The 17,220-nt window shown below is 68.3% G+C and carries 18 protein-coding genes; 15 read left to right on the top strand and 3 right to left on the bottom strand.

Annotation, left to right across the window (positions count from 1 at the left end; translation table 11 throughout):
- Positions 1-353: 353 nt before the first annotated feature.
- Together hflX and ABIN76_RS11115 are read left to right on the top strand one after the other, a co-directional pair.
- Positions 354-1,937 carry a GTPase HflX gene (gene hflX, locus ABIN76_RS11120; protein WP_346959774.1) on the top strand — a complete coding sequence of 528 codons (1,584 nt, stop codon included), beginning with the start codon at positions 354-356 and terminating at the stop codon, positions 1,935-1,937.
- Positions 1,930-4,077 carry an ATP-dependent DNA helicase gene (locus ABIN76_RS11115; RefSeq protein WP_346959773.1) on the top strand — a complete coding sequence of 716 codons (2,148 nt, stop codon included), beginning with the start codon at positions 1,930-1,932 and terminating at the stop codon, positions 4,075-4,077. The genes hflX and ABIN76_RS11115 overlap by 8 nt, the downstream gene beginning before the upstream one ends.
- A 237-nt stretch (positions 4,078-4,314) precedes the next feature.
- On the opposite strand, the gene lexA is transcribed toward ABIN76_RS11115, so the two are convergent.
- On the bottom strand, positions 4,315-5,064 hold the full coding sequence (gene lexA / locus ABIN76_RS11110; RefSeq protein WP_346959772.1) for a transcriptional repressor LexA: 750 nt from the start codon (positions 5,062-5,064) through the stop codon (positions 4,315-4,317).
- Positions 5,065-5,453: 389 nt separating this feature from the next.
- Between lexA and ABIN76_RS11105 the strand changes: the two genes are divergently transcribed.
- The 8 genes from ABIN76_RS11105 (at position 5,454) to ABIN76_RS11070 (ending at position 11,809) form a co-directional block, all read left to right on the top strand.
- On the top strand, positions 5,454-5,846 hold the full coding sequence (locus ABIN76_RS11105) for a LysM peptidoglycan-binding domain-containing protein (RefSeq protein ID WP_346959771.1): 393 nt from the start codon (positions 5,454-5,456) through the stop codon (positions 5,844-5,846).
- A gap of 91 nt (positions 5,847-5,937) precedes the next feature.
- A complete protein-coding gene (locus ABIN76_RS11100) occupies positions 5,938-7,056 on the top strand; it encodes a histidinol-phosphate transaminase (RefSeq protein WP_346959770.1) in 1,119 nt (372 codons plus the stop codon).
- Between the two features lie 68 nt (positions 7,057-7,124).
- Entirely contained in the window at positions 7,125-7,745 is a 621-nt protein-coding gene (gene hisB / locus ABIN76_RS11095; RefSeq protein ID WP_346959769.1) for an imidazoleglycerol-phosphate dehydratase HisB, read from the top strand.
- Positions 7,742-8,518 carry an imidazole glycerol phosphate synthase subunit HisH gene (gene hisH / locus ABIN76_RS11090; RefSeq protein WP_346959768.1) on the top strand — a complete coding sequence of 259 codons (777 nt, stop codon included), beginning with the start codon at positions 7,742-7,744 and terminating at the stop codon, positions 8,516-8,518. Before hisB ends, hisH begins: the two co-directional genes overlap by 4 nt.
- Positions 8,519-8,677: a hypothetical protein gene (locus tag ABIN76_RS11085; protein WP_346959767.1), complete on the top strand. Its 159-nt coding sequence runs from the start codon at positions 8,519-8,521 to the stop codon at positions 8,675-8,677.
- Positions 8,678-8,772: 95 nt separating this feature from the next.
- Positions 8,773-9,519: a bifunctional 1-(5-phosphoribosyl)-5-((5-phosphoribosylamino)methylideneamino)imidazole-4-carboxamide isomerase/phosphoribosylanthranilate isomerase PriA gene (priA, locus tag ABIN76_RS11080; protein WP_346959766.1), complete on the top strand. Its 747-nt coding sequence runs from the start codon at positions 8,773-8,775 to the stop codon at positions 9,517-9,519.
- Between the two features lie 13 nt (positions 9,520-9,532).
- Positions 9,533-10,423 (top strand): SseB family protein, encoded by an 891-nt coding sequence (locus tag ABIN76_RS11075; RefSeq protein WP_346959765.1) that lies wholly within the window; start codon positions 9,533-9,535, stop codon positions 10,421-10,423.
- Between the two features lie 63 nt (positions 10,424-10,486).
- The gene (locus ABIN76_RS11070) at positions 10,487-11,809 is read left to right on the top strand and encodes an MFS transporter (protein ID WP_346959764.1); all 1,323 of its coding nucleotides are present in this window, start codon (positions 10,487-10,489) and stop codon (positions 11,807-11,809) included.
- 135 nt (positions 11,810-11,944) lie between these two features.
- Here ABIN76_RS11070 and ABIN76_RS11065 read toward each other — a convergent pair whose 3' ends face one another.
- Positions 11,945-12,331, bottom strand: coding sequence for a DUF1844 domain-containing protein (locus tag ABIN76_RS11065; protein WP_346959763.1), 387 nt, complete (start codon positions 12,329-12,331; stop codon positions 11,945-11,947).
- A gap of 292 nt (positions 12,332-12,623) precedes the next feature.
- Between ABIN76_RS11065 and infC the strand changes: the two genes are divergently transcribed.
- From infC to ABIN76_RS11045, 4 genes are all read left to right on the top strand, one after another.
- Positions 12,624-13,790: a translation initiation factor IF-3 gene (gene infC, locus ABIN76_RS11060; RefSeq protein WP_346959762.1), complete on the top strand. Its 1,167-nt coding sequence runs from the start codon at positions 12,624-12,626 to the stop codon at positions 13,788-13,790.
- 114 nt (positions 13,791-13,904) lie between these two features.
- Positions 13,905-14,099: a 50S ribosomal protein L35 gene (gene rpmI / locus ABIN76_RS11055; RefSeq protein WP_009358635.1), complete on the top strand. Its 195-nt coding sequence runs from the start codon at positions 13,905-13,907 to the stop codon at positions 14,097-14,099.
- A gap of 119 nt (positions 14,100-14,218) precedes the next feature.
- Positions 14,219-14,689, top strand: a complete 471-nt coding sequence (gene rplT / locus ABIN76_RS11050; RefSeq protein ID WP_175323251.1) for a 50S ribosomal protein L20 — start codon at positions 14,219-14,221, stop codon at positions 14,687-14,689.
- A gap of 65 nt (positions 14,690-14,754) precedes the next feature.
- Positions 14,755-15,654: an RNA methyltransferase gene (locus ABIN76_RS11045; protein WP_346959761.1), complete on the top strand. Its 900-nt coding sequence runs from the start codon at positions 14,755-14,757 to the stop codon at positions 15,652-15,654.
- Positions 15,655-15,766: 112 nt separating this feature from the next.
- Here ABIN76_RS11045 and ABIN76_RS11040 read toward each other — a convergent pair whose 3' ends face one another.
- Positions 15,767-16,033 (bottom strand): GlsB/YeaQ/YmgE family stress response membrane protein, encoded by a 267-nt coding sequence (locus tag ABIN76_RS11040; protein WP_056740672.1) that lies wholly within the window; start codon positions 16,031-16,033, stop codon positions 15,767-15,769.
- A 229-nt stretch (positions 16,034-16,262) separates the two neighbouring features.
- On the opposite strand from ABIN76_RS11040, the gene ABIN76_RS11035 reads away from it, so the two are divergent.
- Positions 16,263-17,183, top strand: coding sequence for a cation diffusion facilitator family transporter (locus tag ABIN76_RS11035; protein WP_346959760.1), 921 nt, complete (start codon positions 16,263-16,265; stop codon positions 17,181-17,183).
- The last annotated feature ends 37 nt before the right edge of the window (positions 17,184-17,220 follow it).

The raw sequence follows: 17,220 nt of genomic DNA, 5'->3' as shown, positions 1-17,220 counted from the left end.
CAGGTTGTTACCTTCCGCTCAGTGCGCCCCTCGATGATGCTGTGCATCAGCTATCGGCGCCAGATCCACTTGAAGTCAGGCCTTGAAGCCGCAGGGCTTAGGACCAGGCAGTGCCCGGCAGCAGTCGACCCGGGAGCGCCGAACGGAAAGTACCTCCCCGCCACTCGGCGTTATCACGCCGGATCCCTTCCTCATTTACCGCTCCGGCACGGAGCCCGTCCTGCCCGCGGCGACGCAGCCGCCAGGCATCCCAGGAGGCACGGATGACCACCAGTCGTCAGCCCAGCGCGAATACCGCGCCACGAAACACCGAACAGCACTATTCTGAAGTTGTAGACCCTTCAAAGGAGACCATGACCAGTCAGCCCAACACCGGACCCGATTCAGCCGCGCAGGACATGAGCCCTGCGGAAATCCAGGCAGTCATCGACCGGATCCTCTCCAAAGACGCCCCCGCCCCGAAGGCCGGACACAGTGCCGGCACCGGGGCCGCCGGTGAGTCCAGGGCCGTGTTCGGCAAGGCCCAGGCGATTTCGCGGCTGGACGAGGAACACGGCAGCTACGACGGCGACCAGCAGGACCTCGAGGAACGCCACGCCCTGCGCCGTACCGCGGGCCTGTCGACCGAACTCGAGGACGTCACCGAAGTCGAATACCGGCAGTTGCGCCTCGAGCGCGTGGTGCTCGCCGGGCTCTGGACCGAAGGCACCCTGGGCGACGCCGAGAACTCCCTGCGCGAACTGGCAGCCCTGGCGGAAACCGCCGGGTCCGAGGTGCTTGACGGGCTCGTCCAGCGCCGCGCCAAGCCGGACCCGGGCACCTTCCTGGGCTCCGGCAAGGCCCAGGAGCTCAAGGACATCGTGATGTCGACCGGTGCCGACACCGTGGTGGTCGACGCCGAGCTTGCCCCGTCCCAGCGGCGCGGCCTCGAAGACATCGTCAAGGTCAAAGTCATCGACCGCACGGCACTGATCCTGGACATCTTCGCCCAGCACGCCAAAAGCCGCGAAGGCAAGGCCCAGGTGGAACTGGCGCAGCTTGAATATCTGCTCCCGCGCCTGCGCGGCTGGGGTGAATCGATGTCCCGGCAGGCCGGTGGCCAGGTGGGCGGCGCCGGAGCAGGCATGGGTTCGCGCGGCCCCGGTGAGACCAAAATCGAGCTGGACCGCCGCCGGATCCGCACCCGGATGGCCAAGCTGCGGCGCGAAATTGCCGCGATGAAGCCGGCGCGGGAAACCAAGCGGGCCAACCGCCGTCGTAACGCCGTGCCGTCGGTGGCGATCGCCGGCTACACCAACGCAGGTAAGTCCTCGCTGCTGAACCGTCTGACCGACGCCGGTGTCCTGGTGGAGAACGCCCTGTTCGCCACCCTGGACCCGACCGTCCGCAAGGCTGAAACCTCCGACGGGCTGGGCTACACCCTCGCCGACACCGTGGGTTTCGTCCGTTCGCTGCCGACCCAGCTGGTGGAGGCGTTCCGCTCCACCCTGGAGGAGGTTGCCGATTCAGACCTGATCCTGCACGTCGTCGACGTCTCGCACCCCGACCCGGAGGGCCAGATCGCGGCCGTCCGCACCGTGTTCAGCGAAGTTGACGCCCGCAAGGTGCCGGAGATCATCGTCCTGAACAAGGCCGACGCCGCCGACCCGTTTGTGATCGAACGGCTCAAGCAGCGCGAACCGCGCCACGTGGTGGTCTCGGCCCGCACCGGGGAAGGCATCCCGGAGCTGCTCAAGGCCATCAGCGAGGGCATCCCGCGGCCCAGCGTGAAGCTGGAACTGATGATCCCGTACAACCGCGGGGACCTGCTCAGCAAACTGCACGAGACCGATGCCGAGATCATCAGCCTCGACCACGAGGAGACCGGCACCCGCGCCGTGGTGATGGTGCGCGAGGGGCTCGCGGCCGAACTGGATGCCTTCGTCAGCAATGACTGAACCAGCGGTGGCCGAGGGGGCGGCCGCGCCGTCGGAGAGCGGTCCGTCCAAGAGCAGCCCGTCCAGAAGCAAGCCGAAAAACGGCACGTCCGGCGAGCAGTTCGTAGTTGAACTGCTCGACCGGGCGGTCGCCGGGATGGGCGGCCAGAGCCGCGACGGCCAGCACGAAATGGCCCGGCAAGTGGCGCGCGCGATCGACACCGGCGACCACCTGCTGGTCCAGGCCGGCACCGGCACCGGCAAGTCGCTGGCCTACCTGATTCCGCTGATCGCGCATTCACTGGTCAGCGACAAGCCCACCCTGGTCTCCACCGCAACCCTGGCACTGCAGACCCAGATTGTCGGCAGGGACCTGCCCCGGTTGCTCAAGACCATCACCCCGGCCTTGGAGCGGCCGGTGAAGGTGGCGCTGGTCAAGGGCCGCTCAAACTATGTCTGCCGCCACAAACTCGAAGGCGGTTTCCCGTCCGAGGAACCGTCCGAGGGCCAGCTGTTCTCCCTCGGCGAGGACACCTCCGTGCCGCACTTCGCCGCCGCGATGGGCGGCCCCTCCTCGCAGCTCGGCAAGGAGGTCGTCCGGCTCCGCGAATGGGCCGAGGAGACGCAGACGGGGGACCGCGACGAGCTGATGCCGGGCGTGACCGACCGCGCCTGGCGGCAGGTCTCCGTCACCTCGATGGAGTGCCTGGGCGCGCAGAAATGCCCGCTCGCCGCCGAATGCTTTTCCGAACTGGCCCGGCAAAACGCCGCCGACGCCGACGTGGTGGTCACCAACCACGCCATGCTGGCCGTCAGCGCCTTCGAGGGCCTCGCCGTGCTGCCCGAATACGACGTAGTGGTGGTCGACGAGGCGCACGAACTCCAGGACCGGGTCACCGGTGCCGTGTCCGGCCAACTGTCCGTGGCCATGGTGCACGCCGCCGCCTCCGGGGCCCGCAAACACACCGGGATCACCGTGGACGCGCTCAACAACGCTGCGTCCAACCTCGAACTCGCCATCGAGGGGGTTCCCAGCGGACTCATGCCCAACGGCTTGAACAGCGAACAACTCGACTGCGTCGACCAGCTGCGAGACGCCTGCCGCGCCGCGCTCTCGGACTCCAAGGGCGACAGCGCCAACACCGCCGACGGCGGCCGGCAGCTCGCGCGGTCCCGGCTGATGGTGATCCTGGAGCTCTGCGAACGGCTCCTGGCCGCCAAGGAGAACCGGGAAGTGGTCTGGTTCTCCCGCAACAGCAGCTTTGACCCGCAACAGGGCTACTCGCAGCCGGATGAGTCCGCGCCCGCCCTGATCAACGTTGCTCCGCTCAGCGTTGCCGGGCGGCTGCGCGAAGGTTTGTTCGCCGACCACACCGTCGTGCTCACCTCGGCAACCCTGGCCATCGGTTCGGCCTTCGAACCGGCAGCCGGAGGCCTCGGCTTGGTGGGCCCCGGCGCACCCAGCTGGACCGGCGTCGACGTCGGATCCCCCTTCGAATATCCCAAACAAGGCATCCTTTACGTCGCCAAGCACCTGCCCAAGCCGGGCCGGGGGACCTCTCCGGAAGCCCTCGACGAGCTTGAGAAGCTGATCCGCGCCTCCGGCGGCGGAGCCCTGTGCCTCTTCTCGTCGCGGCGCGCCGCCGAGGAGGCGGCCGAGGCGATGCGGCCCCGGCTGGGGCTGAGCATACTCTGCCAGGGCGAATCGACTATGACCGCGCTGGTGAAGCAGTTCGCCGATGAGCCGGACACCTGCCTCTTCGGCACCATGTCGCTCTGGCAGGGCGTCGACGTGCCCGGAAACTCCTGCCGCCTCGTGGTGATCGACCGGATCCCGTTCCCGCGGCCCGATGATCCGCTGATGACGGCCCGCTCCCGGGCGGTGGCCCAGTCCGGTGGCAACGGGTTTATGAGCGTCTCGGCGACGCACGCAGCGATCCGCCTCGCCCAGGGAGCCGGACGGCTGATCCGCTCGACGTCGGACAAGGGCGTGGTGGCGGTCCTCGATTCCCGGCTGTCCACCGAACGGTACGGCGCGTTCCTGCGGGCCGCGCTGCCGCCGTTCTGGCCCACCACCGACCCGTCGGTGGCGCTGGCAGCCCTCGAGCGCCTCAGCAAGGCGACCCCGGCAAAGGTACAGGCTCAGCAACCCGCCAAGTAGCCGGAGGCCGCGCCGACGGGAGTACCCGAGGCCGGCGCTGGCGTTCCCGCCCGGTTCTTCCACGCCCCGGGGCCGGCGGGGCCGGGTTCCCGCGGCTGCGGCGGCCCCGCGCGCCGTCGCGGTGCCAACAACCGGGCGGGAACGCAAGGAGGCCCCGTCCGGAACTGCGGACGGGGCCTTCGAGCTGCCGGTGGGATCTGGCTGGCAGGGGTGTGGCAGGGAAGCCGGCGCGGGAGACTACAGGGAGCGCAGCACCGAGACGACCTTGCCCATAATGACGGCATGGTCGCCGAGGATCGGCTCGTACTGGGTGTTTTGCGGGAGCAGCCAGGTGTGGCCGTCGCGCTGGCGGAAGGTTTTGACCGTGGCCTCGTCATCGAGCAGGGCGGCAACGATGTCGCCGTTGACGGCATCGTTCTGGCGCCGGACGACGACCCAGTCGCCGTCGCAGATGGCGGCGTCGATCATCGAATCACCGGCCACCCGGAGCATAAACAGTTCACCGTGGCCCACCAGCTGGCGCGGCAGCGGCATCACGTCCTCCACCACCTGGTCTGCCAGGATCGGGCCGCCTGCGGCGATACGGCCGACAAACGGGACCATCGCGGTGTCCGTGGCGCTGGCGAGTTCCGCGACTGCCTGGCCGCCGACGGCGCGCAGGCCGCTGGACTTCTCCACGCCGGAGATCGTGGTGGCACCCTCGTCCAGGGTCAGCGGCATCAGCACTTCCATGGCGCGGGGACGTTTGGGGTCACGCCGCAGGTAGCCGAGCTTTTCCAGCTGCGAGAGCTGGTGGGTGACGCTGGAAAGGCTGGCCAGCCCGACGGTGTCGCCGATCTCGCGCATAGAGGGCGGGTAGCCGTTGTCTGTCACGGAACGCTGGATGGTCTCCAGGATCTTCTTCTGACGGACGGTAAGGCTCTTCGGCGCCCGGCCGGTCTGGGGGCTCCGCTGCGCGGCCCTCCCGCCGGCGGCTTGTGCTGCCATGTTCGCCATGCCTTTCCATTCCGCCCGGCTGCCGTGGCTGCCGGGACCGTTCGGTCCGAACAATGTCAGACCCCGCTGATCAACTGTTGCTGACCAACCCAAGTGGTTGTCCTGTGATTCAAAAGTAGGGCAGCCGCCAGGGTTTTTCAAACATTTGTTCTAGCGAGTCTCGACAATGTTCGTTCATAAGTGCTAAAACAGAAACAGCGAAGTTCGAATATGTGTTCGAAGTTTCGAAGCCTTGCCGGTTCTTAGGATTCGGCGGTGTGTTCGAAGTTTCGTGTTCGAGGGTTCGCGATCGAAGGTAATGCGTTCGATGGTTCGGCCGGTTGGCGGCAGGTACGTGGAGTACGCCGGGCGGCACAGATAAGTCCAGGAGGGCTCAGCTCATGTCAGCAGTAAGCGCTATTTCCGGTTCGTCCGTTTCCGCTCCCGCCCAGGAGGCGGCACCCGCTGCTGCCTCCCGGCAGGCTCCGCTGAGGCTGACCCGCCGCGGACGCTTCGTCTTCTTCGGCCTGCCGCTGATCCTGCTGGCCGCCCTGGTCCTCTCCCTGGCCGGGTTCCTGAACGCCCCGGCCAAGGCCGCCGACTCGGCCGCGGAGCTCTCGCTCACACCGACCGTCACGGTGACGGTCCAGCCGGGGGAGTCGCTCTGGGCCATCGCCGGTGAAGTCGCCCCGGAGCGGGACCCCCGCGACGTTGTCGCCGACATCGTGCAGCTGAACAACCTCGAAGCCGCGCGGGTCATCCCCGGCCAGCAGCTCTACGTACCCGCCAAATAGACCACCCCTGGAAGGCTGCCGTCGGCCGCCCCGGAGGGCCCCGGACGGTCACAGTTTCGGGGCCGGGGCCGGTCTCACTTAAACTGGGCAGGTGACTGACCAGCTAGAGCGCCTCAACCGACTGCCCCTCCGGACCAATCTGCGGGGACTGCGCCCCTACGGTGCGCCCCAGTTGGATGTCCCCATCCTGCTGAACGTCAACGAGAACACCCATGGCGTCCCGGCCGACGTCCGCGCGGCCATCGCCGAGGCCGTGACGGAGGCCGCGGCGGGACTGAACCGATACCCGGACCGCGAGTTCACCGAACTGCGCGAAGCCCTCGCCGAGTACCTCGGCCACGGCCTGGACGCCGGCAACATCTGGGCAGCCAACGGTTCGAACGAGGTCCTGCAGCAAATCCTCCAGGCCTTCGGCGGCCCGGGCCGCACCGCGCTCGGCTTCCCGCCCACGTACTCGATGTACCCCCTGCTCGCCGCCGGCACGGACACCGAATACATCGTCGGGGTCCGCGCCGAGGACTACGGGCTCAGCGCGGAATCGGCAGCCCGCCAGGTCCGGGAGCTGAAGCCCAACGTCGTCTTCCTCTGCTCACCGAACAACCCCACCGGCACCGGCCTGGGGCTCGACGTCGTCGAGGCCGTTTACGAAGCCGGCGAAGCCAGCCAGACCATCGTGATCGTCGACGAGGCGTACCACGAGTTCGCCCACGACGGCACGCCCAGCGCCCTGACCCTGCTGCCCGGCCGCGAGCGGCTCATCGTCTCGCGCACCATGAGCAAGGCCTTTGCCCTGGCCGGGGCCCGGCTCGGCTACATGGCAGCGGCCCCGGAGGTCACCGATGCGCTGCGCCTGGTCCGGCTGCCGTACCACCTCTCCGCCATCACCCAGGCGACGGCGCTGGCCGCCCTTCGCCACCGGGTGGCACTGATGGCCGACGTCGAGGACATCAAGCGCCAGCGCGACCGGATCGTGATGGAGCTGACCCGGATGGGCCTCAAGCCCGCCGCCTCCGACTCGAACTACGTCTTCTTCGGCGGCCTCGAGAACCCGCACGAGACCTGGCAGGGGCTGTTGGACGCCGGCGTGCTCATCCGCGACGTCGGCATCCCTGGCCACCTGCGCGTGACCGCCGGAACTGAGACGGAAACCACAGCGTTTCTGGAAGCCCTCGAACGGATCCTGACCGGCCACGAAGTGCAGTCCGCCTAGACTTAAGCCAGGACCCACGCACACCGCCCCGTTCGCCGGGCGCCCGCCTCATCCAAAGGACACCCCACATGAGCAACACCGGATCAGCCGCTGCCCGGACCGCACGCCTGGAGCGGACCACCAGTGAATCCTCCGTCCTGGTCGAGATCAACCTGGACGGCACCGGCGTCTCGGACATCAGCACCTCCGTGCCGTTCTACGACCACATGCTGACCGCGCTGAGCAAGCACTCCTTGATCGACATGACGGTCAAGGCCACCGGCGACATCCACATCGACGTCCACCACACCGTGGAAGACGTCGCCATCACCTTCGGCGAGGTCCTTCGCACGGCGCTGGGCAACAAGGCCGGCATCCGCCGCTTCGGCGAGGCCACGGTCCCGCTCGACGAGGCGCTGGCCCAAGCCGTCGTCGACGTTTCCGGCCGTCCCTACCTGGTGCACGCCGGCGAACCGGCCGGTCAGGAGTACCACCTCATCGGCGGACACTTCACCGGCTCCCTGACCCGGCATGTCTTCGAGGCCATCACCCTGCACGCCGGGATCTGCCTGCACATGAACGTCACTGCCGGCCGGGACCCGCACCACATCGTCGAGGCCCAGTTCAAGGCCTTCGCCCGTGCACTGCGCGCCGCCGTGGAGCCGGACCCGCGGGTCGAGGGCATCCCCTCCACCAAGGGCGCGCTGTGACCGGCAAGGTGCTCCGGGACGGGGCCATCATCAACCCCGACGCCAGCAGGAAGCCGGTCTCGCCCGAGGGTAAGCCCACCGTCACCGTGCTCGACTACGGTTCCGGCAACGTCCGCTCCGCCGTCCGCGCCCTCGAACGCGCCGGGGCCGAGGTCATCCTCAGCTCCAAGCCCGAGGATGTGCTCAACGCGGACGGGCTTGTCGTTCCCGGCGTCGGTGCGTTCGAAACTGTCATGAACGAGCTCAAGGCCGTCGACGCCGTCCGCATGATCGGCCGCCGCGTCGCTGGCGGCCGGCCCGTGCTCGCAATCTGCGTCGGACTGCAGGTCCTGTTCGAAGCCGGCGTGGAACACGGCACTGTGGCCGAGGGCATGGGGGAGTGGCCGGGCAAGGTCGAGCTCCTGCCGGCCGAGGTCGTGCCGCACATGGGCTGGAACACGGTCACCGTGCCGGAGGGCTCCCGGCTCTTCGCCGGCGTCGAAAACGAACGCTTCTACTTCGTGCACTCTTATGGTGTCCAGCACTGGGACTTCGACGTGATCCAGCCGCGGATGGCCGCCCCGCTGGTGACCTGGGCCGAGCACGGCGCCCCGTTCATCGCCGCGGTCGAAAACGGCCCGCTGTGCGCCACCCAGTTCCACCCGGAAAAGTCCGGCGACGCAGGTGCGCGCCTGCTCCGCAACTGGGTGGACAGCCTCCGCGGCGGCCCCAAGGCCGGTACCGGCCAGCCCGCCGCACCGGAACAGACCGCTACACCGGAACAGACCGCCTAGATGTGGTCCATCGTGTTGATGGGCCTCGCCGGCCTGCTGGTTGGCGGTGCCTTGTCCTTCCGGCAGCAGAAAAGTCCGCTGTGGGTCCAGGTCGTGTTCTACGTCCTGGCCGGCATGGCGCTGCTGGCTGCCTGGCTCTTGACCCTGCCGGGAAACTGACCCTTCCGTGCAACTGACCCTGCCGTGCAACTGACCGCCCGCAAAACGCGCACCCTTTCCCCGACCCGCCGCCCCAACACCGTGAGGACCTTCCGATGACCACCGAAACCCCACTGCCGGTACTCGAGCTGCTCCCCGCCGTCGACGTCGTCAACGGCCAGGCCGTGCGCCTGGTCCAGGGCGAGGCCGGCAGCGAAACCAGCTACGGCACGCCGCTGGAAGCCGCGCTGAACTGGCAGGAACAGGGCGCCGAATGGGTCCACCTCGTCGACCTCGACGCCGCCTTCGGCCGCGGGTCCAACGCCGAACTGCTGCGCGAGGTCGTCGGCCGGCTGGACATCAAGGTTGAGCTCTCCGGGGGGCTGCGCGACGACGAATCCCTCGAAAAGGCCCTGGACCTTGGCGTCGCCAGGGTGAACCTGGGCACCGCGGCGCTGGAGAACCCCGAATGGACGCAGCGGGTAATCGAGCGCTTCGGCGACAAGATCGCCGTCGGCCTCGACGTCCGCGGCACCACCCTCGCCGGCCGCGGCTGGACCAAGGAAGGCGGCGATCTCTGGGAGGTCCTAGGCCGCCTCGAAGAAGCCGGCTGCGCCCGCTACGTCGTCACCGACGTCACTAAGGACGGCACCCTGCAGGGCCCCAACGTCGAGCTGCTGCGCCAGATGGTGGAGAAGACCGGCAAGCCCGTCGTGGCCTCAGGCGGCATCTCGAGCCTCGAAGACCTCAAAGTCCTGCGTTCACTCGTGCCGCTCGGCGTCGAGGGCGCCATCGTCGGCAAGGCCCTCTACAACGGCAACTTCACGCTGCCCGAAGCCCTCGACGCCGCCGGCCGCCGCTAGGCACGCCCCAGCCATGGAGCACACCACCGAGCCCGGCGGCCGCCCCCTGCCCGGCCACATCGCTGCCGCCCTCGCCGGCGCCGGCGGAGCGACGGACTCCGCCGGGCAGCCCTGGGCCGGGCGCAGCCTCAGCGGCGAGGACGCCAGGATCCACAACTTCGAGGACGACGACGGCGCCGCCGACGCCGGCTACCTCGCGGCGCTGGCGGACCTCGCGTCCGGCGCAGGCGACGAGGCGGCCGTGGTGGCGTCCTTGGCGTCCGCCCGCGTCTTTGTGCCCATCCTCGCCAGCCTCGCCGAAGAAGGCGACGCCGTGGCAGGCGCGCACGGCGGCGAAGTGCACGGCGACAAGCAGGCTGACATGGCCCTGGTGACCCTCAAGGCGCCGGACGGCAGGACGGCCCTGCCGGTCTTCACCTCGGCCGAGGCCCTCGCCGCCTGGCACGCAGCGGCCCGGCCCGTGGCGGTATACGCCGCCCGCGCCGCCCTGTCCGCCGTCGCCGAGGGCGCCGAACTGCTGGTGCTGGATCCAGGCTCGGCAACCACCTTCGTGGTGCGCCGTCCCGCCGTCTGGGCGCTGGCCCGGCAGCACGCCTGGCTACCCAGCTACAGCGACCCGGCGGTGGCGGAGGCAGTGGGCGCTGCCGCGGCCGGCGTTCCCGCGCTGCGCCGGGTGGAAATCCATCCCGGCGGCGGCGTTGCCTCGGCGCAGGCCGGCGGCCGGCAGCTTCCCGGCGGTGGCGCGGGCCCGGAGCTCCGCGTGGTGCTGTACCTTGAAGACGGGCTCGACCCCGCCGCGGTACAGTCCATCGTCGCCGGACTCAACGACGCCTGGGCCCGGAATGACACGTTCGCCGAACGGGTCGACTCGATCGAAATCAAGTTGCAGCGCGCAGCACAGTAGCCGGGAACCGGCGCGGAGACATTCCGGTGCTGCCGAGGGCAGTACACAAAGGAATGCAGTTTCGTGAACTTCGCGCTTTACCGGGATCTGCTGGCCGTGAGGCCCATCAGGAACCTCCTGCTCGTGGGCATGGTTGCCCGCATCCCGCACTCCGCCGCCGGGGTGCTGCTGACCCTGCACATTGTCCTGAGCCTGGGGCAGGGCTACGCCGCCGCAGGGGCGGCCGCCGCGGTCATGACAATCGGCATCGCCGTGGGCGCCCCGTGGCGCGGGCGCCGCGTGGACACGGTCGGCCTGCGCCGGGCGCTGATCCCGTCCGTCGTCTCCGAGACGGTCATCTGGTCGATCGTGCCGCACGTCAGCTACCAATTGCTGCTGCCGCTGGTCTTCGTGGGCGGGCTGCTCACGCTGCCGATTTTCAGTGTGGTGCGCCAGTCGCTGGGCATTCTCGCCACCGGTGAGCGGCGCCGGACGGCGTTCGCCCTGGATGCAATCAGCACCGAGCTGGTCTTTATGATCGGCCCCGCCGCCGGCGCCCTGGTCGCCACCGCGGGTTACTCCGTGCTTGGCCTCACCGTGGTCGGCGTCGCCACCTCGCTCTCCGGGCTGTTCCTCATGTGGATCAACCCGCCCACCCGCAGCGCCGTGTCCGGCCTGGCCCCGGATCCGGCGTTCGAGGCATGCCAGCAGGAGGGCGCGGAGACCGCCCTGGTCGCCGCGGCGCCCGCCCACTTGCAGGAGGCCGCGGCCGAGCTGGCGCCGTTGGCGGCCGCGGAGCAGCGGCGGCAGGGCGGATCCAGCCTGCGGCACAAGGTCCGCCACAACTTCGCCTGGTTCACGGCCGCCGTGGCGGCGGTCTTCGCCGTCGCCGCCGGTGCCGGCATGGTGCTCAGCGGCACCGACGTCGGAATCGTCGCCGCCCTGCAGACGGGCGGCCACCAGGCCGAAATCGGCATCGTCTTCCTGTTCTGGTGCGCGGCCTCGGTGCTGGGCGGCCTGGTCTACGGCGCCATGCACCGGCCCGTGTCGCCCGTCCTGCTGTTGTTGGGGATGTCTGCGCTGACCCTTCCCATGGCGTTCGCGCAGGACACCTGGACGCTGGCCCTGCTGTCGCTGCTGCCGGGCCTGCTCTGCGCCCCGGTGCTCTCAGCCGCGTCGGAGAAGGTGGCGGAACTGGTGGAGGAGGGCCGCCGCGGCGAGGCCATGGGCTGGTACGGCTCGGCGCTCACCGGCGGCGTGGCCCTCGGCGCCCCGCTGGCCGGGCTCTTCATCGACGGCGTGGGACCGGGCGCGGGATTCATTTCCGTGGGGCTGGCCGGCGTGGTGCTGTGCGTCGTCGGCCTGGTCCTGCAGCACCGCCGCCGGCGCCGGCTCGCCGCAGCCTAGCGGGCCCTGGGCTTCGCCGGCAGCGCCCCCGCCGGGGAAACGTCTTAACGACGACGACGGCCGGACCGCTGTGGTCCGGCCGCCGCCGTCGTCGTTGGCTGCTGCCGCGCTACCCTGCCGGGCAGGCGCCGGCGACTAATTAACCGCGCCGGTGTACTTCTCGCCCGGGCCCTTGCCCGGCGCATCCGGGATAGCGGATTCCTCGCGGAAGGCCAGCTGCAGGGAACGCAGTCCGTCGCGCAACGGTCCGGCGTGCTGGGAGCCGATCTCCGGGGCCGCGGCGGTGACCAGCCCGGCCAGGGCCGTGATCAGTTTGCGTGCCTCGTCCAGGTCCTTGAGCTCTTCGGCGTTGTCCTCGGCGGCCAGGCCAAGCTTCACGGCGGCGGCGCTCATGAGGTGAACGGCGGCGGTGGTAATGACCTCGATCGCGGGGACCTCGGAGATGTCGCGGATCTGCTGGGAGACATCGCCCTGCGCGTCCGCCGGCTGGTAAACGTGTGAATTACTGTCTGAAGTGCTCATGCTGGTAAGCTTGTCACAGACCGACTGAATGTCGTTATTTCTGCAGATGTTGAGAAACAAGGCAGAGACCCGCCAGCGCCTGCGTGCGCTGAACGGGTATCTTTCTGTAGAATTGGCTTTCAGTTTGCAAGCGGAGTTCTCTCCCACCCGCGTCAGCCGCTCTCCTTCGGGAAGCTTCGCAAGAAGCAAGGTTGCCGGGTACCTGGTCGGGCATTCTTCCCGGGCGCCAGCCTGGCAGGGTGTATGCCGTCTCTCATCAGAGGCAGGCAGCTCCGGTCTTCGAGGCCTTCGATTGCTCCGGCAATGGGAGGCCTTCTCTTATTTCCGGTGGAATACCCCTCACGAACACAGGAGCTTTAACATTAGCGAGCCAAGAATCAATGAGCGTATCCGCGTCCCCGAGGTGCGGCTGGTCGGCCCTGCAGGCGAACAAGTAGGCGTTGTCCGTATTGAGGATGCCCTGCGTTTGGCTGCCGAGTCCGACCTTGATCTCGTTGAAGTTGCACCGCAGGCCAAGCCTCCGGTGTGCAAGCTGATGGACTTCGGCAAGTACAAGTACGAAGCGGCCGTTAAGGCACGCGAAGCCCGGAAGAACCAGACCAACACGGTCCTGAAGGAAATCCGCTTCCGCCTGAAGATCGACACCCACGACTACGAGACGAAGCGCGGCCACGCGCTCCGCTTCCTCGGCGCCGGTGACAAGGTCAAGGCCATGATCCAGTTCCGCGGCCGTGAGCAGCAGCGCCCCGAGATGGGCATCCGCCTGCTCCAGCGCTTCGCTGACGACGTCGCCGAAGTGGGCGTTGTGGAGTCCAGCCCGCGCATCGACGGCCGCAACATGGTCATGGTGGTCGGACCGCTGAAGAACAAGGCAGAAGCCAAGGCAGAGGCCCGCCGTGCAACGCAGCGCGCAGAAGCCAAGGCCGAGAACGAAGCCAAGGCAACAGGTGGTGGCCGCGTTGACACGTCCGGCCCCGAGGCGCCCCTGACGCAGTCGCTCGCCGATCTTCTTCCGGAGGGCTACCAGGTCCGGACCGAGGCCCCCGCGGCCGAGGCACCGGCGACGGAAGCTCCGGCCGAAGCAGCAGCAGCCACGGAGGCCCCGGCCGCCGAGGCTCAGACCGAGGAAGCGCCGGCTGCGAAGGCTCCCGCCCAGGAAGCGCCGAAGCAGCAGGCCGCCAAGGCGCCCAAGGCCGCCCCGAAGCGTGAAGCCCCCAAGGCTGAGGCTCCCAAGGCCCCTGCCAAGCCGGCAGCAGCCAAGGCGCCCGCAGCGCCGAAGGCCGCCGAGAAGGCCCCGGTTGCCGCTAAGGCCCCCGAGGCTGACAAGGCCGCCCCTGCCGCGGCACCGAAGCCCGTTGCTGCTCCAAAGCCGGTTCCGCGTCCAGCGGCGCCGAAGCCTGCCGCACGGCCGGCGGCTCCCAAGGCCGCCGCCAAGCCGGGCAGCAAGAAGACCAACTAGTTCACGGCTGCCGGACCGCAATGTCCGGCAGCAGGCAACCAGCACGCCGCCCGCAGGGGTGGCTGCACGAAAGACTGCAGACCCGTCTGCGGATACGTAAGGAGATCGGTTCCCATGCCGAAGATGAAGACCCACAGCGGTGCTAAGAAGCGCTTCAAGCTGACCGGTAGCGGCAAGCTGCGCCGCCAGCAGGCCAACCGCCGTCACTACCTCGAGCACAAGTCCTCCAGGCTGACCCGCCGCCTCGCCGGCGACAAGATCGTCTTCAAGGGCGACGCCAAGGTCATCCGGAAGATGCTCGGCATCTAAGTTCCAAGTTCACGGACCGATAGCCACCTGGCGGCGGTCCACTACCAAAAAGGCTTCTCAGGCCGGCCGGGTTTCCGGCAGTAGACGCTTGGGATCAGAATTTTCGAAGGAGTACGCACGTGGCACGTGTGAAGAGGGCGGTCAACGCCCACAAGAAGCGCAGGGTTATCCTCGAACGCGCAAAGGGCTACCGTGGACAGCGTTCACGCCTGTACCGCAAGGCCAAAGAGCAGCTGCTGCACTCGTTTGTGTACAGCTACGGCGACCGCAAGAAGAAGAAGGGCGACTTCCGCCGCCTCTGGATCCAGCGCATCAACGCTGCCTCCCGCGCTAACGGCCTCACCTACAACCGTCTGATCCAGGGCCTCAAGGCCGCTGAGGTCGAGGTTGACCGCCGTATGCTGGCCGAGCTGGCCGTCTCCGACGCCAACGCCTTCGCCGCGCTGGTCAAGGTCGCCAAGGACTCGCTGCCCGCCGACACGTCCGCTCCGGCCGTCCAGGTCGAGGCCGCTGCGGCTCCGAAGGCCGCGAAGAAGCCTGCCGCGAAGAAGCCTGCTGCCAAGAAGGCTGACGCCGAGGCCGCAAAGTAGTTCCTCCCGCCGTCGAGAGACAGCGTCGTTCAAGAACTGCTCGCAAGAGCAACTAAGGTTCTTATATGAACGAAACCGGGCGCCCGCAAGACTTTCCACTTTCCAACCCTCGAGCAGATCGAGTAAGGAAGGTGGCACAGCTTGCCGGGCGCCCGGCCCGTTTAAAGCGCAGCGAGTTCCTGGCCGAGGGCCCGCAGGCCGTCCGGGAAGCCTTAATCCTGCACCGGAAGAGGATTGCAGCGGGGGAGCCCGGCATCGTCTACGAGGTCTACGCCAGCGAGGCCTGCCTCGACCGGCACCCGGACCTGGAGGCCCTCGCCGAAGGCACCGCCGCCTACCTCGCTACTGACGAAGTACTGGCCGCGATGGCGGACACCGTCACCCCGCAGGGCATCCTGGCGGTCTGCGGCTTCCTGGACGTCGGCCTCGACCACGTCCTGGACGCGGGTCCGCAGCTGATCGCGGTCCTGTGCCAGGTCCGCGACCCCGGGAACGCCGGAACCGTGCTCCGGGCAGCAGACGCGGCCGGCGCGGACGCCGTCGTCCTGACCGCGTCGAGTGTCGATATTTACAACCCCAAAGCCGTACGGTCCACGGCCGGGTCGCTCTTCCACCTGCCGGTGGTGCTCGGCGCCGACGTCGGGGACCTGGTGGCCCGCTGCAAGGAACGCGGCATTGGAATCCTGGCTGCGGACGGCCAGGGCCAGCTGAACCTGGACCGGCTGCAGGACGAGAATGCGGCCCGCCGGCTGGGGGCGTCCGCCGGCGAATCGGACTATGCGCTGGAGAGCCCTACGGCCTGGCTGTTCGGCAACGAGGCCCAGGGGCTGTCCGAGGACGAACTGGCCCTGGCCGACCACCGGGTCGCCGTCCCGGTCTACGGCGCGGCCGAGAGCCTCAACCTCGGCACCGCGGCGACGGTCTGCCTGTACGCCAGCGCACGGTCGCAGCAGCGCGGCGCCTAGGCTGCAGCACCTCCCGGACAACCAACGACGGCGGGGGCCCACCATTCGGTGAGCCCCCGCCGTTGTTCTTTCAGCGCTGCGGCAAGGCTGCCGGGGCGCTGACTTGAGAGAATTAAGTGGTCCGGTTGCGTCCGGTGATGGCGCCGTAAATGCCGGCCACAACGAGGCCGCCGACAATGGCCAAAATCCAGGAACCAAGGTTCCAGAATTCCATCTTGCCGCCGCCGAACAGCAGGTCGCCGATCCAGCCGCCGACAATGGCTCCGACGACGCCGAGCACGAGGCTGGTGACCCAGCCGCCGCCGACCCTGCCAGGCATGATTGCCTTAACGATTGCACCTACAATGAGTCCGAGAATGATCCAGCCTAGAAAGCCCATGTCTCCTCCTACATATTCGTCGGCATTCACCTTAGGAATCCCGATTATGGCTTCAAGCTAACACAGGCGTCTGCCCGTGTCAGCAACATCACACTCAATCGTTACGTACCTCCTGCGGCCCTGCCGCGGTGCGGGAGCGGGCCCCCAGCAGGTACGGTGTTCCTTGCGGACTCGGGCCCCCGGCGGTTTCCGCGTCCACCGAAGATAAACCTCCAAAGGAGAAGCTCTCTTGGCTGCAAACGGCGGTACCAAGGCGATCGTCGCGGCGTTGGCCGCCAACCTGACGATCGCAGTCCTCAAGTTCGTCGCGTTCATCCTGACGCTCTCCTCGTCGATGCTCGCGGAGGCCATCCACTCGCTCGCGGATTCAGGGAACCAGCTGCTCCTGCTGGTCGGCGGCAAGCGGGCCAAGAAGGAGGCGAGCCCGGAACACCCCTTCGGCTACGGCCGGGAACGCTACATCTACGCCTTCATCGTCTCGATCGTGCTCTTCTCCGTCGGCGGCCTGTTCGCCCTCTACGAGGCCTGGGGAAAAATCCAGCACCCGCACGGCATTGAAGGGGACTTCTGGTGGGTTCCGCTGGCAGTGCTGGCCGGCGCCATCATCGCCGAGTCCTTCTCCTTCCGGACCGCCATCCGCGAGTCCAACCCGCTGCGCGGCAAGCAGAGCTGGGTCCACTTCATCCGCAACGCCAAGCAGCCCGAGCTGCCCGTCATCCTGCTGGAGGACTTCGGCGCCCTGCTGGGCCTGCTCTTCGCACTCGTTGGCGTCAGCTTGACGCTGGTCACCGGCAACGGCATCTGGGATGCCCTCGGAACCGCCATGATCGGCCTGCTGCTGGTGGCAATCGCTGCCATCCTGGCCGTGGAAACCAAGTCCCTGCTGTTGGGCGAGTCCGCCACCAAGGCCGACGCCGCGAAAATCCGCGCCGCCATCGAGGCCGACGGCACCAGCATCATCCACATCAAGACCATGCACCTTGGTCCGGAGGAACTGCTGGTGGCAGCCAAGATCAGCATCGGCGCGGCCGATTCGGGCCGGGACATCGCGGCGGCCATTGACTCCGCCGAGGTCCGCATCCGGGAGGCGGTACCGACCGCGCGCGTCATCTACCTCGAACCGGACGTGCAGCGCGTCAGCGCCCGCTAAAGAAGACGATCCGCCGGAGGCCGCCGGACCGGTACCG

This window comes from uncultured Arthrobacter sp., assembly GCF_964021775.1.
Taxonomy (GTDB): domain Bacteria; phylum Actinomycetota; class Actinomycetes; order Actinomycetales; family Micrococcaceae; genus Arthrobacter.
Note: the sequence above shows the minus strand (reverse complement) of the source record. Positions and strands in the feature narration are given on the sequence as shown.